The organism is Cryobacterium sp. MLB-32 (genome assembly GCF_000738085.1).
Classification (GTDB): Bacteria; Actinomycetota; Actinomycetes; order Actinomycetales; family Microbacteriaceae; genus Cryobacterium.
The window spans coordinates 1-17,982 of record NZ_JPRS01000016.1 but is presented as its reverse complement, the minus strand read 5'-3'; the positions used below and the strand labels follow the sequence as shown (position 1 = coordinate 17,982).

At 66.6% G+C, this 17,982-nt stretch carries 15 protein-coding genes, 1 tRNA gene and 1 pseudogene; 3 read left to right on the top strand and 14 right to left on the bottom strand.

Annotation, left to right across the window (positions count from 1 at the left end; genetic code table 11):
* Positions 1–230 precede the first annotated feature (230 nt).
* Entirely contained in the window at positions 231–1,643 is a 1,413-nt protein-coding gene (locus JF66_RS03465) for an HNH endonuclease signature motif containing protein (RefSeq protein ID WP_051973074.1), read from the top strand.
* A 180-nt stretch (positions 1,644–1,823) separates the two neighbouring features.
* On the opposite strand, the gene JF66_RS03460 is transcribed toward JF66_RS03465, so the two are convergent.
* From JF66_RS03460 to JF66_RS03415, 10 genes and pseudogenes are all read right to left on the bottom strand, one after another.
* On the bottom strand, positions 1,824–2,324 hold the full coding sequence (locus JF66_RS03460) for a hypothetical protein (protein WP_156109631.1): 501 nt from the start codon (positions 2,322–2,324) through the stop codon (positions 1,824–1,826).
* 24 nt (positions 2,325–2,348) lie between these two features.
* Positions 2,349–4,111, bottom strand: a pseudogene (arsA, locus tag JF66_RS25205) (arsenical pump-driving ATPase).
* A gap of 8 nt (positions 4,112–4,119) precedes the next feature.
* A complete protein-coding gene (arsD, locus tag JF66_RS03450; protein ID WP_035875257.1) occupies positions 4,120–4,572 on the bottom strand; it encodes an arsenite efflux transporter metallochaperone ArsD in 453 nt (150 codons plus the stop codon).
* Between the two features lie 100 nt (positions 4,573–4,672).
* Entirely contained in the window at positions 4,673–5,359 is a 687-nt protein-coding gene (locus tag JF66_RS03445) for a GntR family transcriptional regulator (protein WP_035875255.1), read from the bottom strand.
* Positions 5,360–5,460: 101 nt separating this feature from the next.
* Entirely contained in the window at positions 5,461–7,206 is a 1,746-nt protein-coding gene (locus tag JF66_RS03440) for a biotin carboxylase N-terminal domain-containing protein (protein ID WP_035875253.1), read from the bottom strand.
* Between the two features lie 4 nt (positions 7,207–7,210).
* Positions 7,211–8,806 (bottom strand): 5-oxoprolinase/urea amidolyase family protein, encoded by a 1,596-nt coding sequence (locus JF66_RS03435; protein ID WP_035875251.1) that lies wholly within the window; start codon positions 8,804–8,806, stop codon positions 7,211–7,213.
* A gap of 4 nt (positions 8,807–8,810) precedes the next feature.
* On the bottom strand, positions 8,811–9,569 hold the full coding sequence (locus JF66_RS03430; protein ID WP_035875310.1) for a LamB/YcsF family protein: 759 nt from the start codon (positions 9,567–9,569) through the stop codon (positions 8,811–8,813).
* Between the two features lie 150 nt (positions 9,570–9,719).
* A complete protein-coding gene (locus JF66_RS03425) occupies positions 9,720–10,913 on the bottom strand; it encodes an acetyl-CoA acetyltransferase (protein WP_035875249.1) in 1,194 nt (397 codons plus the stop codon).
* Entirely contained in the window at positions 10,910–11,566 is a 657-nt protein-coding gene (locus tag JF66_RS03420; protein WP_035875245.1) for a CoA transferase subunit B, read from the bottom strand. The genes JF66_RS03425 and JF66_RS03420 overlap by 4 nt, the downstream gene beginning before the upstream one ends.
* Positions 11,567–11,577: 11 nt before the next feature.
* Positions 11,578–12,246, bottom strand: coding sequence for a CoA transferase subunit A (locus JF66_RS03415; protein ID WP_369797940.1), 669 nt, complete (start codon positions 12,244–12,246; stop codon positions 11,578–11,580).
* A 264-nt stretch (positions 12,247–12,510) separates the two neighbouring features.
* Between JF66_RS03415 and JF66_RS03410 the strand changes: the two genes are divergently transcribed.
* Together JF66_RS03410 and JF66_RS03405 are read left to right on the top strand one after the other, a co-directional pair.
* Positions 12,511–13,311 carry an IclR family transcriptional regulator gene (locus JF66_RS03410; protein ID WP_051973073.1) on the top strand — a complete coding sequence of 267 codons (801 nt, stop codon included), beginning with the start codon at positions 12,511–12,513 and terminating at the stop codon, positions 13,309–13,311.
* Positions 13,312–13,549: 238 nt separating this feature from the next.
* The gene (locus JF66_RS03405) at positions 13,550–14,995 is read left to right on the top strand and encodes a DUF4389 domain-containing protein (RefSeq protein WP_051973072.1); all 1,446 of its coding nucleotides are present in this window, start codon (positions 13,550–13,552) and stop codon (positions 14,993–14,995) included.
* 113 nt (positions 14,996–15,108) lie between these two features.
* Here the strand turns inward: JF66_RS03405 and JF66_RS03400 are convergent.
* From JF66_RS03400 to galU, 4 genes are all read right to left on the bottom strand, one after another.
* Positions 15,109–15,184 (bottom strand) — tRNA-Ala (locus tag JF66_RS03400).
* Positions 15,185–15,360: 176 nt separating this feature from the next.
* On the bottom strand, positions 15,361–16,260 hold the full coding sequence (locus JF66_RS03395) for a hypothetical protein (RefSeq protein ID WP_231556275.1): 900 nt from the start codon (positions 16,258–16,260) through the stop codon (positions 15,361–15,363).
* Between the two features lie 90 nt (positions 16,261–16,350).
* Positions 16,351–17,031 carry a GNAT family N-acetyltransferase gene (locus JF66_RS03390; protein ID WP_051973070.1) on the bottom strand — a complete coding sequence of 227 codons (681 nt, stop codon included), beginning with the start codon at positions 17,029–17,031 and terminating at the stop codon, positions 16,351–16,353.
* A gap of 74 nt (positions 17,032–17,105) precedes the next feature.
* Positions 17,106–17,982 (bottom strand): UTP--glucose-1-phosphate uridylyltransferase GalU (galU, locus tag JF66_RS03385; protein ID WP_231556274.1); only part of this gene is annotated, 877 nt, incomplete at its 5' end.

The window sequence follows — 17,982 nt, the reverse complement described above, 5'->3', positions numbered from 1 at the left end:
GGTCCCGACCCAAGCGCTGGTCGAGGAGCGCCCCTCCCGCCGGTCGAGGAGCGCCCCTCCCGCCGGTCGAGGAGCGCCCCTCCCGCCGGTCGAGGAGCGCCGTCTACGGCGCGTCTCGAGACCTCGCGAGCCGATCTCGCCACCCGCGCTGCGAATAATGCTTCGAATAACTTCTCCACAATGGTGAGGTTTTCTCGAACAGTGTCAGTGGTCCATGGGAAAATTTAGTCATGGAGAACACCAATGAAGTTCCTCCACCGGAGGATGCCGCGGGCAGCAGCCCGCCCGAACCCGTCGGCCTCACGCCCGCAGAGCGTGAGACGGCCGACACCCAGCTCCGCTTGCTCGATGCGGTGAAAGAGCACGACCGGGCGATCTGTGCGGCGCAGGCCGCGCGGGCGGCCGCGGTCGATGAGATCGTGCGCTGGACCCAGGCGACGGCCGAGACCGGCCGACCCACCACGGCCGCTCGTGGAAGGAAAGGGTACGTGGAGTGGTCGTCGATGACGGCCGCGCACGAGGGCCTCGTCGCTGAACTCGCGTGCCTGCTGACGCTGACAGAGAATTGCACCCGCAACCTCATGTGCCACAGCGAACTTCTCCAGCACAAGCTGCCCGCGACAAGAGAGGCCCTCCGCCGGGGGGACATCAGTTACCGTCACGTCGAGGTCATCATCGACAACGTTCTGGCCCTCCCCGATGAGGCCTGGCAGGACTTCGAACGAGAGGCTCTCACTGAGAGTGAGACCCTGACGGTGCCGCAATTTAAGAAGAAAGCCATCCGCATTCGGGAGCTGACCCACCCGGAGTCGATCACCGTGCGGCACAAACGCGCCCTGGCTGATCGGTGTTTCTTTGTCGGCCCGGGCCGTGACGGTATGGCGTACCTGGAGATGACCCTGAGCAATGAGGATGCCAGTGCGATCAGGGACCGGGTTGAGGCGATGGCGAAGAACCTCCAGTCATCATCGCTGGTTGAGCCTGTCGAAACCCGCACCCTCCCGCAACTGCGCACCGACGTCGCCGTCGACCTGCTCCTGGGCGGCGTTACCGCGACGGGGCTCGGCGCCGGGATTCGCGGCAACGTGTACGTGACCGTCCCGGTGCTCACGCTGATGGGTAAGAGTGAGGAACCCGGCACCTTGGAGGGGTTCGGGCCGATCGACCCGGAAACCGCCCGCCGAATCGCCGGCACCGCGAGCAGCTTCACCCGCATCCTCATCCACCCCGAGACGGGCGCGGTGCTGTCTTTCGGACGCACGAAGTACAAGGTGCCGACAGAACTGCGGCGTTGGCTGCAACTGCGCGACGGATCGTGCCGCGCGGCCGGGTGTAACCGGCGGGCGCAGGACTGCGACATTGACCACACCATCCCCTGGGAATCAGGCGGTGAAACCGTGTTCTCGAACCTCGCCAACCTCTGCAAACGCAGCCACCGGGTCAAGCACGAAACGGGATGGGCGGTTGAACAAGGCGCAGACGGCACCCTGAACTGGACCAGCCCGGCCGGGAAGCACTACGCCACCCACCCCGCCACCCGAATCAGACCGACCATCCCCACGACCGAACCAGCATCGAAACCAAACACCTGGCTCGACCCCTGGAAGATCCCCAACACAGGCATCAACACCGCACCCTTCTAGCCGCCGAGAGAAGGGGCCTTACGCGGTCAATTGGAATACATCCCGGTCGACACTGCACCCCTCCCCCGCTTGAGCTGCCTACTGCCGGCCGTCCGCTTTCCGCTTTCAGCTGTCGGCTTTCGGCTGTCGGCTGTCGGCTGTCGGCTGTCGGCTGTCGGCTGTCGGCTAGAAGGTGGTCGGCTAGAAGGTGGTCCAGCGGCTTTCACGAATCGGCGGGGATGACTTCACGCGACCGGCTCGTCGAGGCTTCTCGGCATAGTGGACCAATGCTGCCGCCGCTATCGACGAGATCACGGCTAGTACGAAGGCCAGCCCCACAAACCCCGGGTAGAACCCCGGTGCAGAATTTGGAGTCGCTCCACTAATGACGACAACGAACACGACGACGAGCACGACCGTACCCGCCGCCGCTCCGACTGCGGCTGCAGCGGCTCGTGCACCCGGCTCCCTCTTCAATCGGTGGTCCCGCAGCGCAACCGCCGAGCATCCACCGACCCAGGCCGCCGCGGCAACGATGAGGCCGACGACACCGTACGAGATCGCCGACCGCACGGCATCCCAACCCCTGGCATACGCGGCGCCGTCAGACTGTGGCGCCAACACGAGCAAGAACATCATGACTCCCAGAATGAAGCCGAGCATCATCCCCGCGACCGAGACCCTCCAATAACGCGTGACCATGCGCCCCAGCCTAGCGACCGGCACTCAGACCGGCTGATCCGCCTTCGCAGTGAGCGCGGCGAGCTTGTGTACCCCGATCGGTTCGCTCGCGAGCAGAGGGATGATCGCGACCCGCTCCGCGCAGGCGCGAACCGTCTCGATCTGTTCGAGTTCGTTCGCGGCCCTGGCCCGCAGAAACGGCGTTTCCGGATGCGCCGCCGCGATCGAGTTGTTCACGACCCAGCCCCACGGATGGATACCGGCACGTTCCAGGTCGTCCTGCAATCCTTGAGCCTCCAGCACCGGTGTGGTCTCGGCCAGAGTGACGAGGATCACCCGGGTCAACGCCGGATCCTGCAGCCTCATCAGCGGGGTGACGAACGACATGCTGTCGCCCATCTGCCGGGAGATTTCGCGATGATACGAGCCGGTGGCATCCAGGAGCAACAGCGTGTGGCCGGTGGGAGCGGTGTCGACGATGACGAACTCCCGGCGCGATTCGGATACGGCCTTCGAGAACTGCCGGAAGACCGCAACCTCGTCGCTGCACGGCGACATCAAGTCTTCGGCCAGGGCGGCTCGCCCATGCTCGTCGAGGTTCTTCCCCTTCGTCGCCATCACGTGATCCCGATACTCCCGGATCGCCTGTTCCGGATCAATGCGCGAGACCCGGAGGCCCGGAACGCTCCCGTGGAGCGTCTCGGCGAGGTGCGCGGCAGGGTCCGTGGTGGTGAGGTGCACGGAATGACCGCGCTGGGCCAGGGCGACCGCGATCGCGGCGGCGACGGTGGTTTTGCCCACGCCCCCCTTGCCCATACACAGCACGAGGCCATGTCCGGCCTGCTCCAGCTCGTCCACGAATCGACCGAGCGGCGCATCAGGCATAGGGACGACGGCCCGACCGACCGACTCCGACGGAACCCGCGGCGAGTCGTGGAACAGCGTGCTCAGGGCCGCGATGCCCATCATATTGTCGGCCTTCAACTCGAGGACATCGCGAGGAAGCCCCGCAATCGCGCTCGGCAGGGTCGCCAGCGCCTCGGACTCCCGAGCGCGCACCGCCGCCGCAATCGACTCAGCGCCTGCGAGGGCGGGCAGTACCCCGTTGATGACGACGAAGCCACCCTGAATGCCGATTTGTTGCAGTTCGAGGAACGTACGGTCGATTTCCCCCAGAGAAGACACCTGGCACGGGCCACGAGAACAAGCCGTGTGCGCGCCGGGTCAGCCAGCGCCGCTACAGCCTCGGCGTACACCGTCTTGTGCTTTTCCAGACCGGAGAGCGGTCCGAGGCACGACGGGTCGCCCTTTCCCGCGTCGAGGAATTCGGTCCAGGAGCCCGGAAGCTGCAGCAGTCGAATGGTGTGGCCGGTGGGAGCGGTATCGAACACAATGTGGTCATATTGCTCCAGCAGGCCGTCGTCGGTCAGCAGATTCGTGAACTCGTCGAAGGACGCGACCTCGGTCGTGCACGAGCCAGAGAGACCCTCGGCGATGCTCGCGAGCTCGCTGTCGGGCAGCAACCCCCGCACCGGCGCGATGATGCGCTCCCGATACGCGTCGGCTGCCTGCTCGGGATCGATCTCCAGAACGAACAGCCCGGGAATCTCATCGATCGGCGTCACGGTATTGCCGACGGAGCGACCGAAAACCTGGCCGATGTTTGATGCCGGGTCCGTGCTCACCAGCAGCACCCGCAGACCGCGGCCAACGAGTTCAATGGACGTGGCGCAGGCGACGGATGTCTTGCCCACCCCGCCCTTGCCGGTGAAGAACAGGAAACGGGGCGGGTCGTCGAGAAATTTCACGACGTGCCTCAGCAGCAGGAGCCGGAGCCGTCGGAGGCAGCGGAGGCAGCGGAGGCACTGCAGCATCCGCTCTCGGCCTTGCGGTCGGGCCGAGACTCGGTCAGCCCCAGCTGTGGGCGCTCCACCGGAGTCTCGTCGTCCGGAGCGAGACCGGCCGGAGCGAGACCAGCGTAGGCGAGCAGTTGCGACCGTGCCGGGTAGGCGCCGGTCGCGACGGTGACACCGTCGACGATGGTGAGCGGCAGGCCGGACGATCCCACAACGTGCATGAATGCGCGAACGGTGTCGTCGGTAGTGAAGGCGATCGGATCGGTGGCCAGATTGTGCCGTTCGATATCCGCGCCGCGCTCGCGCAGGCTGCGAACCGCGGCAGTCAGCTCCACCAGAGACTGGTCGACGTCGACGCCGCATACCCCGGTATCGCAGCACAGTGCCGGCTCGTAGATTCGAATGACAGCCACGGCGTTCTCCTTATTCTGGTTATATCGATTACGATCGATGTAACCAGTATGGCCCTATATATCGATGAATATCAATACATTTCAGCATCAACACGGGGAATCAGCCGGTCGGCTGACTCACGGCCGTCACGAGCTGTTGCTCGGCGCGGTGCAGGTATTCGGTCATCACCTCGGCAGCCTCGGTGCGAAATCCCGCGTCGAGGAGCTCAACGATGCGGGCGTTCTCTTCGATGTAGGGCGCGTGAAACCCGGCGTCGGCCACCATGGAGTGAAAGACCAGCCGCATCTCGGCAAGCACCTGGGTCATCTGCAGCACCAGGCGTTCGCTGCCGGTGAGCGCCACGAGGGCCGCGTGGAATTTCTGGTTCGCATCCGCCATGTCCGGAACCGACCCGATCTCTCTCGACTCGCGGGCACGTGCCACGGCGGCGTGCAGAGGCGCGGTGTCCCCCGCCGGCGACCACAACAGAGCGGCTGGCTCGAGAAACCGCCGTACGCGATACATCTCGCGGATGTCGTCGATCGACGGCCGCGCCACATAAACGCCCCGGTTCGCCAGCCGCACCACCACGTGCTCGGAAGCGAGCGTGGAAAACGCCTCCCGCAGCGTGTTGCGTGAAACGCTGAGCACCTCACTGAGCGCCTGCTCAGAAAGTTTCGCGCCCGGAGCGAGCTGGCCGGCCGCGATGCGCTCGCGCAGCAGGGAAGCGACCCACATTCCGGTTTCGGCATGCTTGGGGTCCGGGCTCTGTCGACGCAGGTCCTGCAGAATATCGTCGAGAGTCATAGTCCCAACCTATGGGATCGACACCTCAGCCGATGGCGCATTCACCGCACCCCTCAGTCGACACGCTGCTCAGCCGACGCGCCGCTCAATCGCCGCGCTGCTCAATCGACAACGGATGCGACGGCCGCGTGTGCCGCAACCGCGTCCCCCACCTGCACGAGTTTGCCCGTGAGGGCGCCGCTGCGGTGCGCCACCACTACGGACTCCATTTTCATGGCCTCGAGCACGAGAACGGCTTCGCCTTCGGCCACGGGTTCGCCCTCCTCCACGAGCCACTTCACGACGGTTCCGCCCATCGTGGCGCGGAGCGACGTCGGGTCGACGGTCTCCTCGGCGGCGGGCGAGGCCGCGGACACGGCGTCCGCTCCGGCCCCGCGAGCGAGACCCGCGAGCAGGGCAGCGGGCAGGCCGAGGGACATCCGCTTGCCGTCGAGGTCGATCGAGATCGTGCGGCGTTCGGACTCGGGTGCCACGGGGTGGAAGGCGGGATCGGTCTGGATGGTCTCCGCGAAGTCGCCCTCGATCCAGCCGGTGTGCACGCCGAGGCCGTCGGTGCTGCTGAAAGCCTCGGTCTCGACGACCGCGCGGTGGAAGGGCAGCACTGTCGGCAGCCCCTCGATCTCGAAAGCCTTCAACGCACGGCGGGCACGGCGGAGGGCCTGCTGGCGGTCCGCACCGGTCACGATGAGCTTGGCCAGCAGGGAGTCGAACTGCGCCGGAACAATGCCACCTTCTCGCACCCCCGAGTCAACCCGGATGCCGGGGCCGGTGGGGGTCACGAATCGGGTGACCGTGCCGGGTGAGGGCAGGAAGCCTCGACCGGGATCCTCGGCGTTGATGCGGAATTCAAAGGCATGTCCGCGCGGCTCGGGGTCGCTGTCCACCGGGAGCGGGCCGCCGGCCGCGATCTGCAGCTGGGCGAGCACGAGATCGATACCGGAGGTCTGCTCGGTGATCGGGTGCTCCACCTGCAGCCGGGTGTTCACCTCGAGGAAGGACACGCTGCCGTCCTGGCCGAGCAGGTATTCCACGGTGCCGGCCCCGGTGTAGCCGGCCTCGCGGCAGATGGCCTTGGCCGAGGTATAGATCCGCTCGCGCTGCTCGGGCGTGAGGAAGGGCGCGGGTGCCTCTTCGACCAGCTTCTGGTTGCGGCGCTGCAGCGAGCAGTCGCGGGTTCCGACGACGATGACGTTTCCAGCGCCGTCGGCAAGGATCTGCGCCTCTACGTGGCGCGGCTCGTGCAGGAACCGTTCCACGAAGCATTCGCCGCGGCCGAACGCGGCCTGGGACTCCCGCACGGCGGAGTCGAAGGCCTCCTCCACCTCGTCGAGCTTCCAGACCACCTTCATGCCGCGACCGCCGCCGCCGAACGCAGCCTTGATGGCCACCGGAAGGCCGTGCTCTTCTGCGAAGGCGCGAACCTCGGCGCCCGATTCGACCGTGCCCTCCGAGCCGGCCACGAGCGGAGCGCCCACTCGAATGGCGATTTCACGGGCGGACACCTTGTTACCAAGAATTCGGATGCTCTCGGGTGTCGGGCCGATCCAGACCAGCCCGGCATCCAGAACGGCCTGGGCGAAGTCAGCGTTTTCGGAGAGAAACCCGTAACCCGGGTGCACGGCGTCGGCGCCGCAACGCATGGCGATCCCGAGCAGCTTGTTCACGTTGAGGTACGTGTCTGCGGGGCTGTTCCCCTCGAGGGCGTAGGCCTCGGTAGCCTCGGCCACGTGCAGCGCATCGGCATCCACATCGGCGTACACGGCCACGGAGTCGAGGCCGGCGTCGTCGCAGGCCCTGATGATGCGCACGGCAATTTCGCCACGGTTGGCGATCAATACTTTCTGCACGGGGTCAGCTCTCTACTGTCTGTTCTGATACGGGTATGAAACGGATGCGCGCGCCCGCGGCAAGTTGCGCCGCCAGGTCGAGGTCGCTCGCCACGACGACACCCACCACGGGATAGCCGCCGGTCACGGGGTGGTCGGCGAGGAACAGCACGGGGAGGCCGGAGGCCGGCACCTGGATCGCCCCCGCGACGGTTCCCTCGCTGGCCAGTTCGCCGGGGCGTGAGCGTTCGAGCGGTTCGCCGTCGAGCCGCAGGCCGATGCGGTTGGACTGTGCGGTCACGGTCCACTCGACGGCGCTCAGCCGCGTGAGCGATTCGGCGCCGAACCAGTCGGCGCGCGGCCCGGCAACGAAACGCACCTCGGTGACCTCGGCGGGCTCGGCCGGCGAGGGCTCCGGGTTGCCGACGATACTCGTGGGCGGCGCTTCATGGACGACGAGCGCGTCGCCATGCCTGAGCGGCGCCGCACCGACGCCCGACAGTGTGTCGGTGGAACGGCTGCCGAGGATCAGGGGCGTGTCGATGCCGCCGCGCACGGCGAGGTAGCTGCGTACGCCCCACTCGGGTGCGTGGAGCGTGAGCCGCTCCCCCGCGAGCAGTGCGAAGGGAGCATCCCGCGGCACCTGACGGTCTGTGGACTCCCGGGCGGTCTTGGATGCGACACCCACAATGCTGAGGTCACCGCCGGCGCCGCTGACCGCGAAGACCTGGTCGGTGACGGCTTCGAGGCACAGGCCGCCGAGCGCGTTTTCGAGCACCGCGGCATCCGTTTCGTTGCCCGCGAGCCGGTTGGCACGACGCAGCGCGCCGCGATCGAGGGCGCCGCCGCCGGTGACGCCGAGGTGGGCGTAGCCGGGCCGGCCGAGGTCCTGGATGGTGGTCTGCACGCCCGGGTCGACGACGAGCACTCCGCCGCTGACCTCCGGGACAGCCACTGCGACAACAGGTTCGGCGGCAACGGGCGCGGCCAGCATGAACTCTCGCACGGCCCGAAACTGCACGCGGTTGCCGGGTTGCACGAGGGCCGGTCGCTCGTGGTCGAGGTTCCACAGGACGGCGTCGGTGCGACCGATGAGCTGCCAGCCGCCGGGGCTCTGCCGCGGATACACAGCCGAGTAGTTGTCGGCGAGGGCGACCGAACCGGCGGGAACGGCCTTGCGCGGGGTGTCGCGCCGCGGCACGGTCAGGGTATCGTTCTCGCCCACCAGGTAGGCGAATCCGGGGGCGAATCCGCCGAAAGCCGCTGTCCAGGCCTGGCCCGTGTGCGCCGTGATCACGGCGTCGCGGCTCAGCCCGGTGGCCGTGGCCACATCGTCGAGGTCATCGCCGTCGTAGATCACGTCGAGGGTCACGAGGGCATCGTCGGCCGAAGCCTCCGCACCGATGTCGAGGCCGCGGAGGGCGTCAGCGAAGCGGCGCGCGGTGCGCACGGAGTCCCCGGTCACGAGAACGGTGCGCGCGGCGGCAACCACGTCGACCTGGCCCTCGAGCGGATGCTGCGCGAGCGCGTGCTGCAGCCGCAACACGTCACTGAGGCTGCCGAGCTGCACCAGCACCGCGCGGTCTCCCGCCGGCCTGATCTCGTGAATGTGGTCGGACATCCGTTTAGATGAAGCTGGAGATCGTGACGCCGGAGGCGACGAGGGCTGCGCGTACGGACGCGGCGAGCGCGACGGAGCCGGGGGTATCGCCGTGCAGGCAAATGCTCTCCACGTTGATGGAGATGAGCGAGCCGTCGACGGCGCGCACCTGACCGTCACCGACGAGGCGCAGCACGTGTTCGGTGACGGCCTCGACCGAGTGCAGCACCGCTCCCGGCAGCGCCCGGGAGACGAGCGTGCCATCGGCGTTGTAGGCCCGGTCGGCGAAACCCTCGGCCACGGTGCGCAGTCCGGCGGCGCGGGCAGCGCGCTCGATCTCCGAATTCGGCAGCACCATCACGGGCAGGTTCGCGTCAACGTCGAGCACGGCTTCGACCACCGCGCGAGCCTGAGCCGGGTGGTGCACGATGGAGTTGTACAGCGCGCCGTGCGGCTTTACGTAGCGCACCTCGGTGCCCGCGACCCGAGCCAGGGCCTGCACCGCGCCGATCTGATAGACCACGTCGTTGGTGAGCTCGGCGGGGTTCATGTCGATGAACCGGCGGCCGAAGCCGGCCAGGTCCCGGTAGCCGGGGTGGGCGCCGACGGTCACGCCGGCGGCAGCGGCGGCCGTGCAGGTGGCGCGGATGGTGCTCGGGTCACCTGCATGGAATCCGCAGGCAACGTTGATGCTGGACACGGAGGCGATGATGGCGGCGTCGTCGCCAAAGGTCCAGTTGCCGAAGGATTCTCCAACATCGCTGTTCAAATCAATGCTGTTCAGATCGCTGGTGTTTCGGTCGCTGGTGGGCATCGTCGCCTTCCGTCTCGAGAAAATTCTTCCCTCAAGAATGCCCTACTTAAGCCGATTGTTCAACAATCCTTCCTATTTTACCGTCATCCCGCGCAGCGACCGATGCCCACCACACGGCGGTTACATCGCCTCGAGCACGCTCACGTAGTTGGCCACACCCACACCGCCCATGTTCTGCACGACCGCGCGTCGGGCCACGGGCAGCTGCATATCCCCGGCCGTTCCGGTGAGCTGCATGGCCGAGATCACGTGCTGAGAGACGCCGGTGGCGCCCACCGGATGCCCCTTGGCCTTGAGCCCGCCCGACACATTCACGGGGAGCTTGCCGTCGGGGTAGACCCAGCCCTCGGCAATGGCGCGGCGGCCCTCGCCGGGAGGAGTGAGCCCCATCACCTCGTACATGATGAGCTCGGCGATGGTGAAGCAGTCGTGCACCTCGGCGAAGTCGAGGTCGTCGAGTCCCACTCCCGCCATGGCCAGCGCGCGTTCGAACGACACCCGGGTGGCCGCGAATGCAGTGGGATCACGGCGGGCAGCGGGCAGGAAATCGTTCGCCTGCGCGAAACCGGCGAGGCGCACCGGGTCGGTGGCTGCGCCATCCGTTGTGAAGCCAGCCGAGGTGAGCACCACGGCGGCCGCGCCGTCCGAGACCGGCGAGCAGTCCGTACGACGCAGCGGGTCGGAGACCATGGGGTTCTTGTCCGACACCGTCTGGCAGAACTCCTCACCGAGGTCCTTCCGCAGTTGCGCGTAGGGGTTGGCCACGCCGTTGCGGTGGTTCTTCGCGGCGATCGAACCGAGCACGTCGCCGATCGCGCCGTAGCGGCCCGCGTATTCGCGCGCCACGTGCGAGAACAGGCCGGTGAAGCCGGCGGTGGAGTGCCGGCCGGCCATGTCGTAGTCGGCACCGAGCAGCGCCGAGCCCACGAGCTCGGACGGGGCATGCGTCATCTTCTCCGCGCCGACCACGAGCACGGTGCGCGCGGTTCCGGCCAGTATCGACTTCACGCCCTGCTGCAGCGCGGCCGAACCGGAGGCACACGCGTTCTCCACGCGGGTGGCCGGCACGTTCACGAGGCCCGCATCGGCCTGCAGCACGAGCGACGACGGAAAGCCGAGCGGCACGAGCCCGGAATTGAATTGCCCGAGATAGATCTCGTCGATAGCGGATGCGTCGACGCCGGCGTTCGTCATGGCCTCGGTGACCACCTGCACGATGAGGGTCTCGAGAGTGTCGTCGGCGAGCTTGCCGAAGCGGCTGTGACCCCAGCCGGTGAGCAGCACGTCCCGGCCGAACTGTTCGCGGAGGCTCATACGAGAGCCTCCTGCAGCTCGGCGGCCACGGTGAACGCCGCCTCGGTCTTCTCGGCGATCTCGGCGACGCTCACGCCGGGAGCGAGGCGCTGCAGCACGAGGCCGTTCCCGGTCACGTCGAAGACGGCGAGGTCGGAGATGATGCGGTCGACCACGCCGAGGCCGGTGAGTGGCAGGGTGCACTCCGTGACGATCTTGGCGGAACCGTCGCGGGCCACGTGCTCGGTGAGCACGACCACGCGCGGGGTGCCGGCCACGAGGTCCATCGCGCCGCCCATACCCTTCACCATCTTGCCCGGGATGGTCCAGTTGGCGAGGTCGCCGTTGCCGGCCACCTGCATGGCCCCGAGGATGGCGACCTTCACGTGCCCGCCCCGGATCATGCCGAACGAGGCGGCCGAGTCGAAGATGGACCCGCCCGGCAGCACCGTGACGGTCTGCTTGCCGGCGTTGATGAGGTCGGCGTCTTCCTCGCCCTCAAAGGGGAACGGGCCCATGCCGAGCAGGCCGTTCTCACTCTGCAGCGTCACGGAGATACCCTCCGGCAGGTTGTTCGCCACGAGGGTCGGAATTCCGATCCCCAGGTTCACGTAGTCGCCGTCGGCCAGTTCTTCGGCCGCAATCGCGGCCATTTCGTCGCGTGTCCAGGTCATGTCACTTCTCCTTATGCCGCTGCTGTCATGGCCGCAGCCGGGCGGGTGCGCACGGTGCGTTGTTCGATGTCTTTGACCCGGTTGGACGACTGGACAAGCCGTTGCACGTAGACGCCGGGGGTCACCACGTGGTCAGGCTCAATGTCGCCCGGCTGCACGATGTGCTCGGCCTCGGCGATGGTCACCAGGCCGGCCGTCGCGACGACCGGATTGAAGTTGCGCGCGGTATAGCGGTACACGAGGTTGCCGCGGGTGTCGGCCATATACGCCTTCACGAGCGCGACATCCGCCACGATTCCGCGTTCCTGCAGGTACGTCACGCCATCGAACTCGGCGAGCGGCTTGCCCTCGGCGATCAGCGTGCCCACGCCCGTCTTCGTGTAAAAGGCAGGGATGCCGGCGCCGCCGGCGCGCAGACGCTCGGCGAGCGTCCCTTGGGGGCTGAATTCCACCTCGAGTGCACCGGCCAAAAACTGCTCAGCGAATAGCTTGTTCTCGCCCACATACGAGGCGATCACCTTGCGCACCTGGCCGGCCTCGAGCAGCACACCGAGGCCCTTGCCGTCGATGCCCAGGTTGTTGGAGACCACCGTGAGGTTCTGGACACCGGAGTCCCGCACCGCGTCGATGAGGTCGGACGGAATGCCGCTGATGCCGAAACCCCCCACCGCGAGCACCATGCCGTCTGTCAGTAGGCCGCCGAGGGCATCGGCCGCGCTTGTGTGCACCTGGGTCACTGGATCTCCTCTTTGAGTGGACTGCGGTTTCAGGTCGCGTCCATCTTGTGGACCACGCTGATTCTCCCTCTAGACAACCGCGATCGCCTTGTCCCTGTCAATGCATCGCGTTTGCCATTCGCGGAAATGATCCACCGAGTGGTCGCCGGGGTGCTAAATGTCCATATGATGGACATCAGACGATTCAGCGGCGGAAAGCGGATATCCATGGCCACCCCAGCACCGTCCGGCTCGCCCGGCCCCGTGCAGGGCGCCCAGGTCGTGGGCCGAGTGGCCCTTCTCCTGCGCCTCGTCGGCCAGAACCCAGCGGGCAGGCCCCTCGCTCAGCTCGTGCGCGAATCCGGGCTCACCCGGCCGACGGTTCACAGACTGCTCACGTCGATGCTCGGCGAAGGCCTACTTGACCACGACTCCAGCACCGGTACCTGGCGGTACGGGCCCGAAATCTTCGTCATGGGCTCCGTTGCGGCACAGTCGTATCCGATTGAAGACCTGGCCCGGCCGAGCCTGCGGCGGCTGGCCGAGGAAACCGGAGAGAGCGCCTTCCTCTCCATCAGGCGGGGAAGCGAGACAATCTGTCTTGTGCGCGAGGAGGGCAGCTTTCCTATTCGCTCGTTCGTGCTGCACGAGGGCGTGCGGTTTCCGCTGGGCGTCGCATCCGCCGGCCTCGCGATCATGGCCTACCTGTCGGCCGATGAAGTCGACCAGCTGCTCGTGCAAGACGAAGCCTTCATTGAGCGTTGGGGCGAGCAGCACTCCCCCGACGCGATCCGCGCGCATATCGAGCAGACCAGGGCCACCGGTTACGCGGTCAACCCCGAGCTCATCCTCGAGGGCAGCTGGGGCATGGGCGCAGCCATCTTCGACCGCGCCAACCGCCCCGCCTGGGCGCTCTCCCTCACCGGAATCGAGCCACGGTTCCGCGCGGGCCGCCAGCCGTACCTGGGGCAGATGCTGCTCGACGAGGCCCATAAGATCACGCAGAAGCTGCAACACCCGAATCGGTAGGAAGTTTCAGATTTCCTGGGTCTGCCGCCCCGTAACCGGGCGTTTCGGGGCACAATCGTTGCACATGGCCGCGTCGGGACGGCGCCGCCCGCGCTCACCCATCGAGCAACCCCAACTGACCCCGCCCACACCGACCTAGCCCCCCACCAGAGCTCATCCCCACCGACGCTAGAATCCCACGAAGCTAGAACCCACGAGCTATTCCCCACGAGCGAATGCCGAGGCCATGCGGATGTCAATGTCAACGATAGGTTCACAGCCACCCCGATATTCACGCGGTGCGAGAGCAGCCTTCCTCGCACTGATCATTGTGGGATCGCTGATCACGTCAATCGGCCTGGGCACACTCCTGGGCGGAACGGTGACGGCTCTGGTCACCGCCCAGCAGGGCGAAAACGGGTTTCTCAACAGCCCCTCCACGACGCTGTCGGTGGCGTCCTACGCGATCACCTCCGAACCCATTCAGACCGCCGGCATGACCGCAACGGCCGACGGCTTCGCGACCCTGCGCGTGCAGGCGGCATCGCTGCAAGCAGATCAACCGATCTTTATGGGAATCGCCCGCACGTCCGACGTCAACGGCTACCTGGAGGCGGTGCGGCACTCGGAAGTCGCGAGCCTGAACAGCATCCCCGGGTCTGTGGTCTACCGCGTGCTCCCGGGCAGCGAAACACCCGCCCCGCCCGGTGAGCAGGATTTCTGGCAGATCTCGATTGCCGGCACGGGAACGCAGCAGCTCATCTGGGATTCCGGCGACGGCATGACGGCCGACAACTGGACGATCGTGATCATGAACGAGGACGCCAGCCCCGGCGTTGACGTGGTCGCGAATGCCGGACTGCGATCCGACCTCTTCGCGCCGCTCGCCGCCGCGCTCATCATCGGGGGCCTGATCGGTCTGCTGATCGGGATTGCCCTCATCGTGGTCGCCGCGACCTCGCTAGGACGGCGTCAGCCAAAAGACACACCGGGCAGCCCCGGCGTTGAAGGGACCGTTCCCGAACGGACCGCTCCAACGATCGTGGCAGCCTATCCCGCGCTGCTCGTCGGTCATCTCGATCCGACGCTGTCCCGCTGGCTGTGGCTGTTCAAGTGGTTCCTCCTGATTCCCCATCTGCTGCTCCTGGCTTTCCTCTGGACTGCCGTGTGGATTGTCACGGTCATCGCATGGTTCGCCATCCTCTTCACGGGACGCTATCCCCGGTCCCTCTTCGCCTTTACGGTGGGAGTGCTGCGGTGGAGCTGGCGCGTGAGCTACTACGGCTACGCTGCCCTCGGCACGGACCGGTACCCGCCCTTCACACTCGAGAAGACCGACTACCCGGCCGACTTCGACGTGGACTATCCGGAACACCTGTCGCGTGGCCTGATCTTCGTCAAGTCCTGGCTGCTGGCGATCCCCCATCTGCTGATCGTTTCCGCCTTCACGGCCGCCGCGTACGGGGGTTGGAACACGTACCGGGGAGGCTGGGACCTGTCACTGATCGGACTGCTCGTGTTGATCGCCGCCATCGCGCTTTTGTTCACGGGCCGATATCTGCCGGGACTGTTCGGCCTGGTGCTCGGCATCAACCGCTGGATCTTCCGCGTGATCACCTACGTGGGCCTGCTGCGCGACGAGTACCCGCCGTTCAGGCTCGACCAGGGCGCTGAGGAGCCGGTCACAACGGAGCACCGGCACTAATCGCGGCAGACACACAGATTTTGACGGACGCACAGATTCTGACAGACGCACAGATTCCAATACACAGATGGGCCGGCATCCTCGCGGATGCCGGCCCATCGGTGTCGTGACAGTGGTGGAGCTAAGGAGATTCGAACTCCTGACCTTCTCATTGCGAACGAGACGCGCTACCAACTGCGCCATAGCCCCTGACTGCCTATGCAGAATATCACGGCCGGGCACCTCGTCGTTGCCACTAGGCCGTTCATGCGACCACAACCTACCCGTCGGGGGTCTAGCCGACCGCGCGACGACGACGCAGCACGGCGTCAAGGTCGGTCATGCCCGGCTCCGTCTCGCCCACGATGCCCATCGCGGCGAAGCGGCTATCCGCGGCGGGCGCAGCGACCGGAACCGGGAGCGGGCGCGGGCGCGGCGCCGGGGGCGGCACCGGCCGTGATCTGCGACGCCCGACGCTCGATGTCCGCCTCGATGGCCGCACGACGCAGCTGGGCCGCCGCGTCGACGGAGGCCATGGCGGTCTGGGCGATCGAGCCGCGCGAGAGGTGCATTGGGCGAGGGAGCGGCCGAGGGGTCCACGTCTGGGCCACAGCGGGAGCGTCTTCCTCGAAGTGAACGGGCTCGAAGGGCTGACCGGTGAGACGAACGCGTTCGGGCGCCGACACATGCACGACACGGGCCGTGCGCGCCACCTTCGCGAGGCGGGAAAGGGTGAGGAAGGCGGCCAGAATTGTGGCCACCCCCATTCCGAGCAGCAACCAGGATCCGGTCGCCACGACGGGCACGATGCCGCCCAGCAGGCACAGCACTCCCGTCAGCAGCACGAGGGAGCTGAGGGCGCGTCCGCGACGCAGCCGACGCATGATCTTCGCGGGTGACACCGGCACGGGCACGCGATTGGCAGCCTCGATGGCCGCGGCGACGCCGCGAGCCGCAGCCGCGGCCTCCTCTTCGGCCGCGTGGGCTTCGGCTTCGGACTTGGCCTTCGCCTGCGCTGCGGCGCGGGCGGCACTGCGCGCCGCTGACTCGGTCTGAGCGAGAATCTTCTGTTGTTCGGCCACGGTGCGGGCGTTCGCTTCCAGCCGAACCTGACGGGGAACCTCGGCCGTCTCCGCCAGAATGCGCAGCGTCTGCTGCAGCCGCACCGCATTTCGCTCTGTCGCCAGGTACTCCCGTCGACGCGACCAGGTGGGCATCAGATACGCCACCCAGAGCACAGCAGCCACCGCTACCATCACTCCACCACCCAGAGCCTCACCAGTCATGTTCACAACGGTAAGAGTTGGCGTGCGATCCGGGCATGATTACGGGTGGTGTGTCCTCGATATTTGACATAATTTGTATCTGTACAACGACTAACGCGTCTTCACGGCCAACGGATGCGCCGAACGCTCCCGGTCCGCCTCAGAAACCGTGGCCGCATCGGCCGGAACCCGGCCGTCCTTCCAGCGCCGCATCACACCCTGATCGAGCTCCTCGGCCACGAGGCCGAAACAGAAGTGGTCGCGCCAATCGCCGTTGATGTGGATGAAACGGCGACGCAGGCCCTCGTAACGGAAGCCGAGCTTCTCGACCACCCGCAGGGACGGCGCGTTCTCCGGGCGAATGCAGATCTCCATGCGGTGCAGGCCGAGCTGGTAGAAGCAGTAATCGGTGGCGAGGGCGACGGCCGTGGGCGTGACCGACTTTCCGGCGAACCGCTCCCCCACCCAGTAGCCCACGCTCGCTGACGAGAGGGAGCCCCACGCGATCGATGACACGTTGAGCTGCCCGGCCAGCTGGCCGTCGTACTCCACAATGAACGGCAGCCCGTTGCCGGCCCGCGCATGCGACAACAAACCACGGATGCTCGCCCGCGAGTCGAAGGACATCGGCGCGTAGGGGTTGGTCGCCTCCCACTTGCGCAGCCACGATCGGTTGTCAAGCAATTCACCCTCGAGAACCTTCGCGTCACGCAGGCGCACTGGTCTCAGGGTGACGAGGCCCTCCCTGAGGGTGGGAATGGCGAGTGGCACGTATGACCTGTCTGTTTGCATGGAGCTGACCCGGCCGCTTCTGGGCTGGGAGATTCCGATGAGTCCGGGGTTGCCCGGACGGGTTCGAGAAAAGCTTACTTGTCGAGCGTGCCCACGAAGTCGTGCAGCCACGGGCGCAGGTCGGGGCCGAGGTCGTCACGATCAACGGCAAGCTGCACGATGGCCTTGATGTAGTCCAGACGGTCCCCCGTGTCATAGCGGCGACCACGGAAGATCACGCCATACACGCCACCGGTCTCCTCGGGGTTGACCGCCATTTCCTGAAGCGCGTCCGTCAGCTGGATCTCGTTGCCCTTGCCCGGCTCGGTGTGCTCGAGAATGTCGAAGATCTCGGGACGCAACACGTAACGGCCGATGATCGCCAGGTTGGAGGGGGCCTCCTCGGCACTGGGCTTCTCGACGAGCCCCGTGATGCGCACCACATCCGGGTCGTCGGTGGCCTCAATAGCCGCGGCGCCGTACATGTGAATCATCGACGGGTCAACCTCCATGAGGGCGACGATGCTGGTGTTGCGCTTCACCTGTTCGTCGATCATGGTGGTCAGCAGCGTGTCGCGGGCGTCGATGATGTCGTCACCGAGAAGAACCGCAAAGGGCTCGTGGTTCACGTGCATGCGAGCACGAAGAACGGCGTGGCCGAGCCCACGCGGGTCCCCCTGGCGCACGTAATGGATGTCGGCCAACTCGGTGGCCTCTCGTACCTTGGCGAGGCGGGAGTGGTCACCCTTGCGCTCGAGCATGGCTTCGAGCTCTGTCATGCGGTCGAAGTGGTTCTCGAGGGCGTTCTTATTGCGGCCCGTCACCATCAGAATGTCACTCAGACCGGACGCGACGGCCTCTTCCACGACGTACTGAATCGCGGGCTTGTCGACGACAGGGAGCATCTCCTTCGGCATCGCTTTTGTCGCTGGCAAGAATCGCGTGCCAAGCCCTGCTGCCGGAATGACGGCT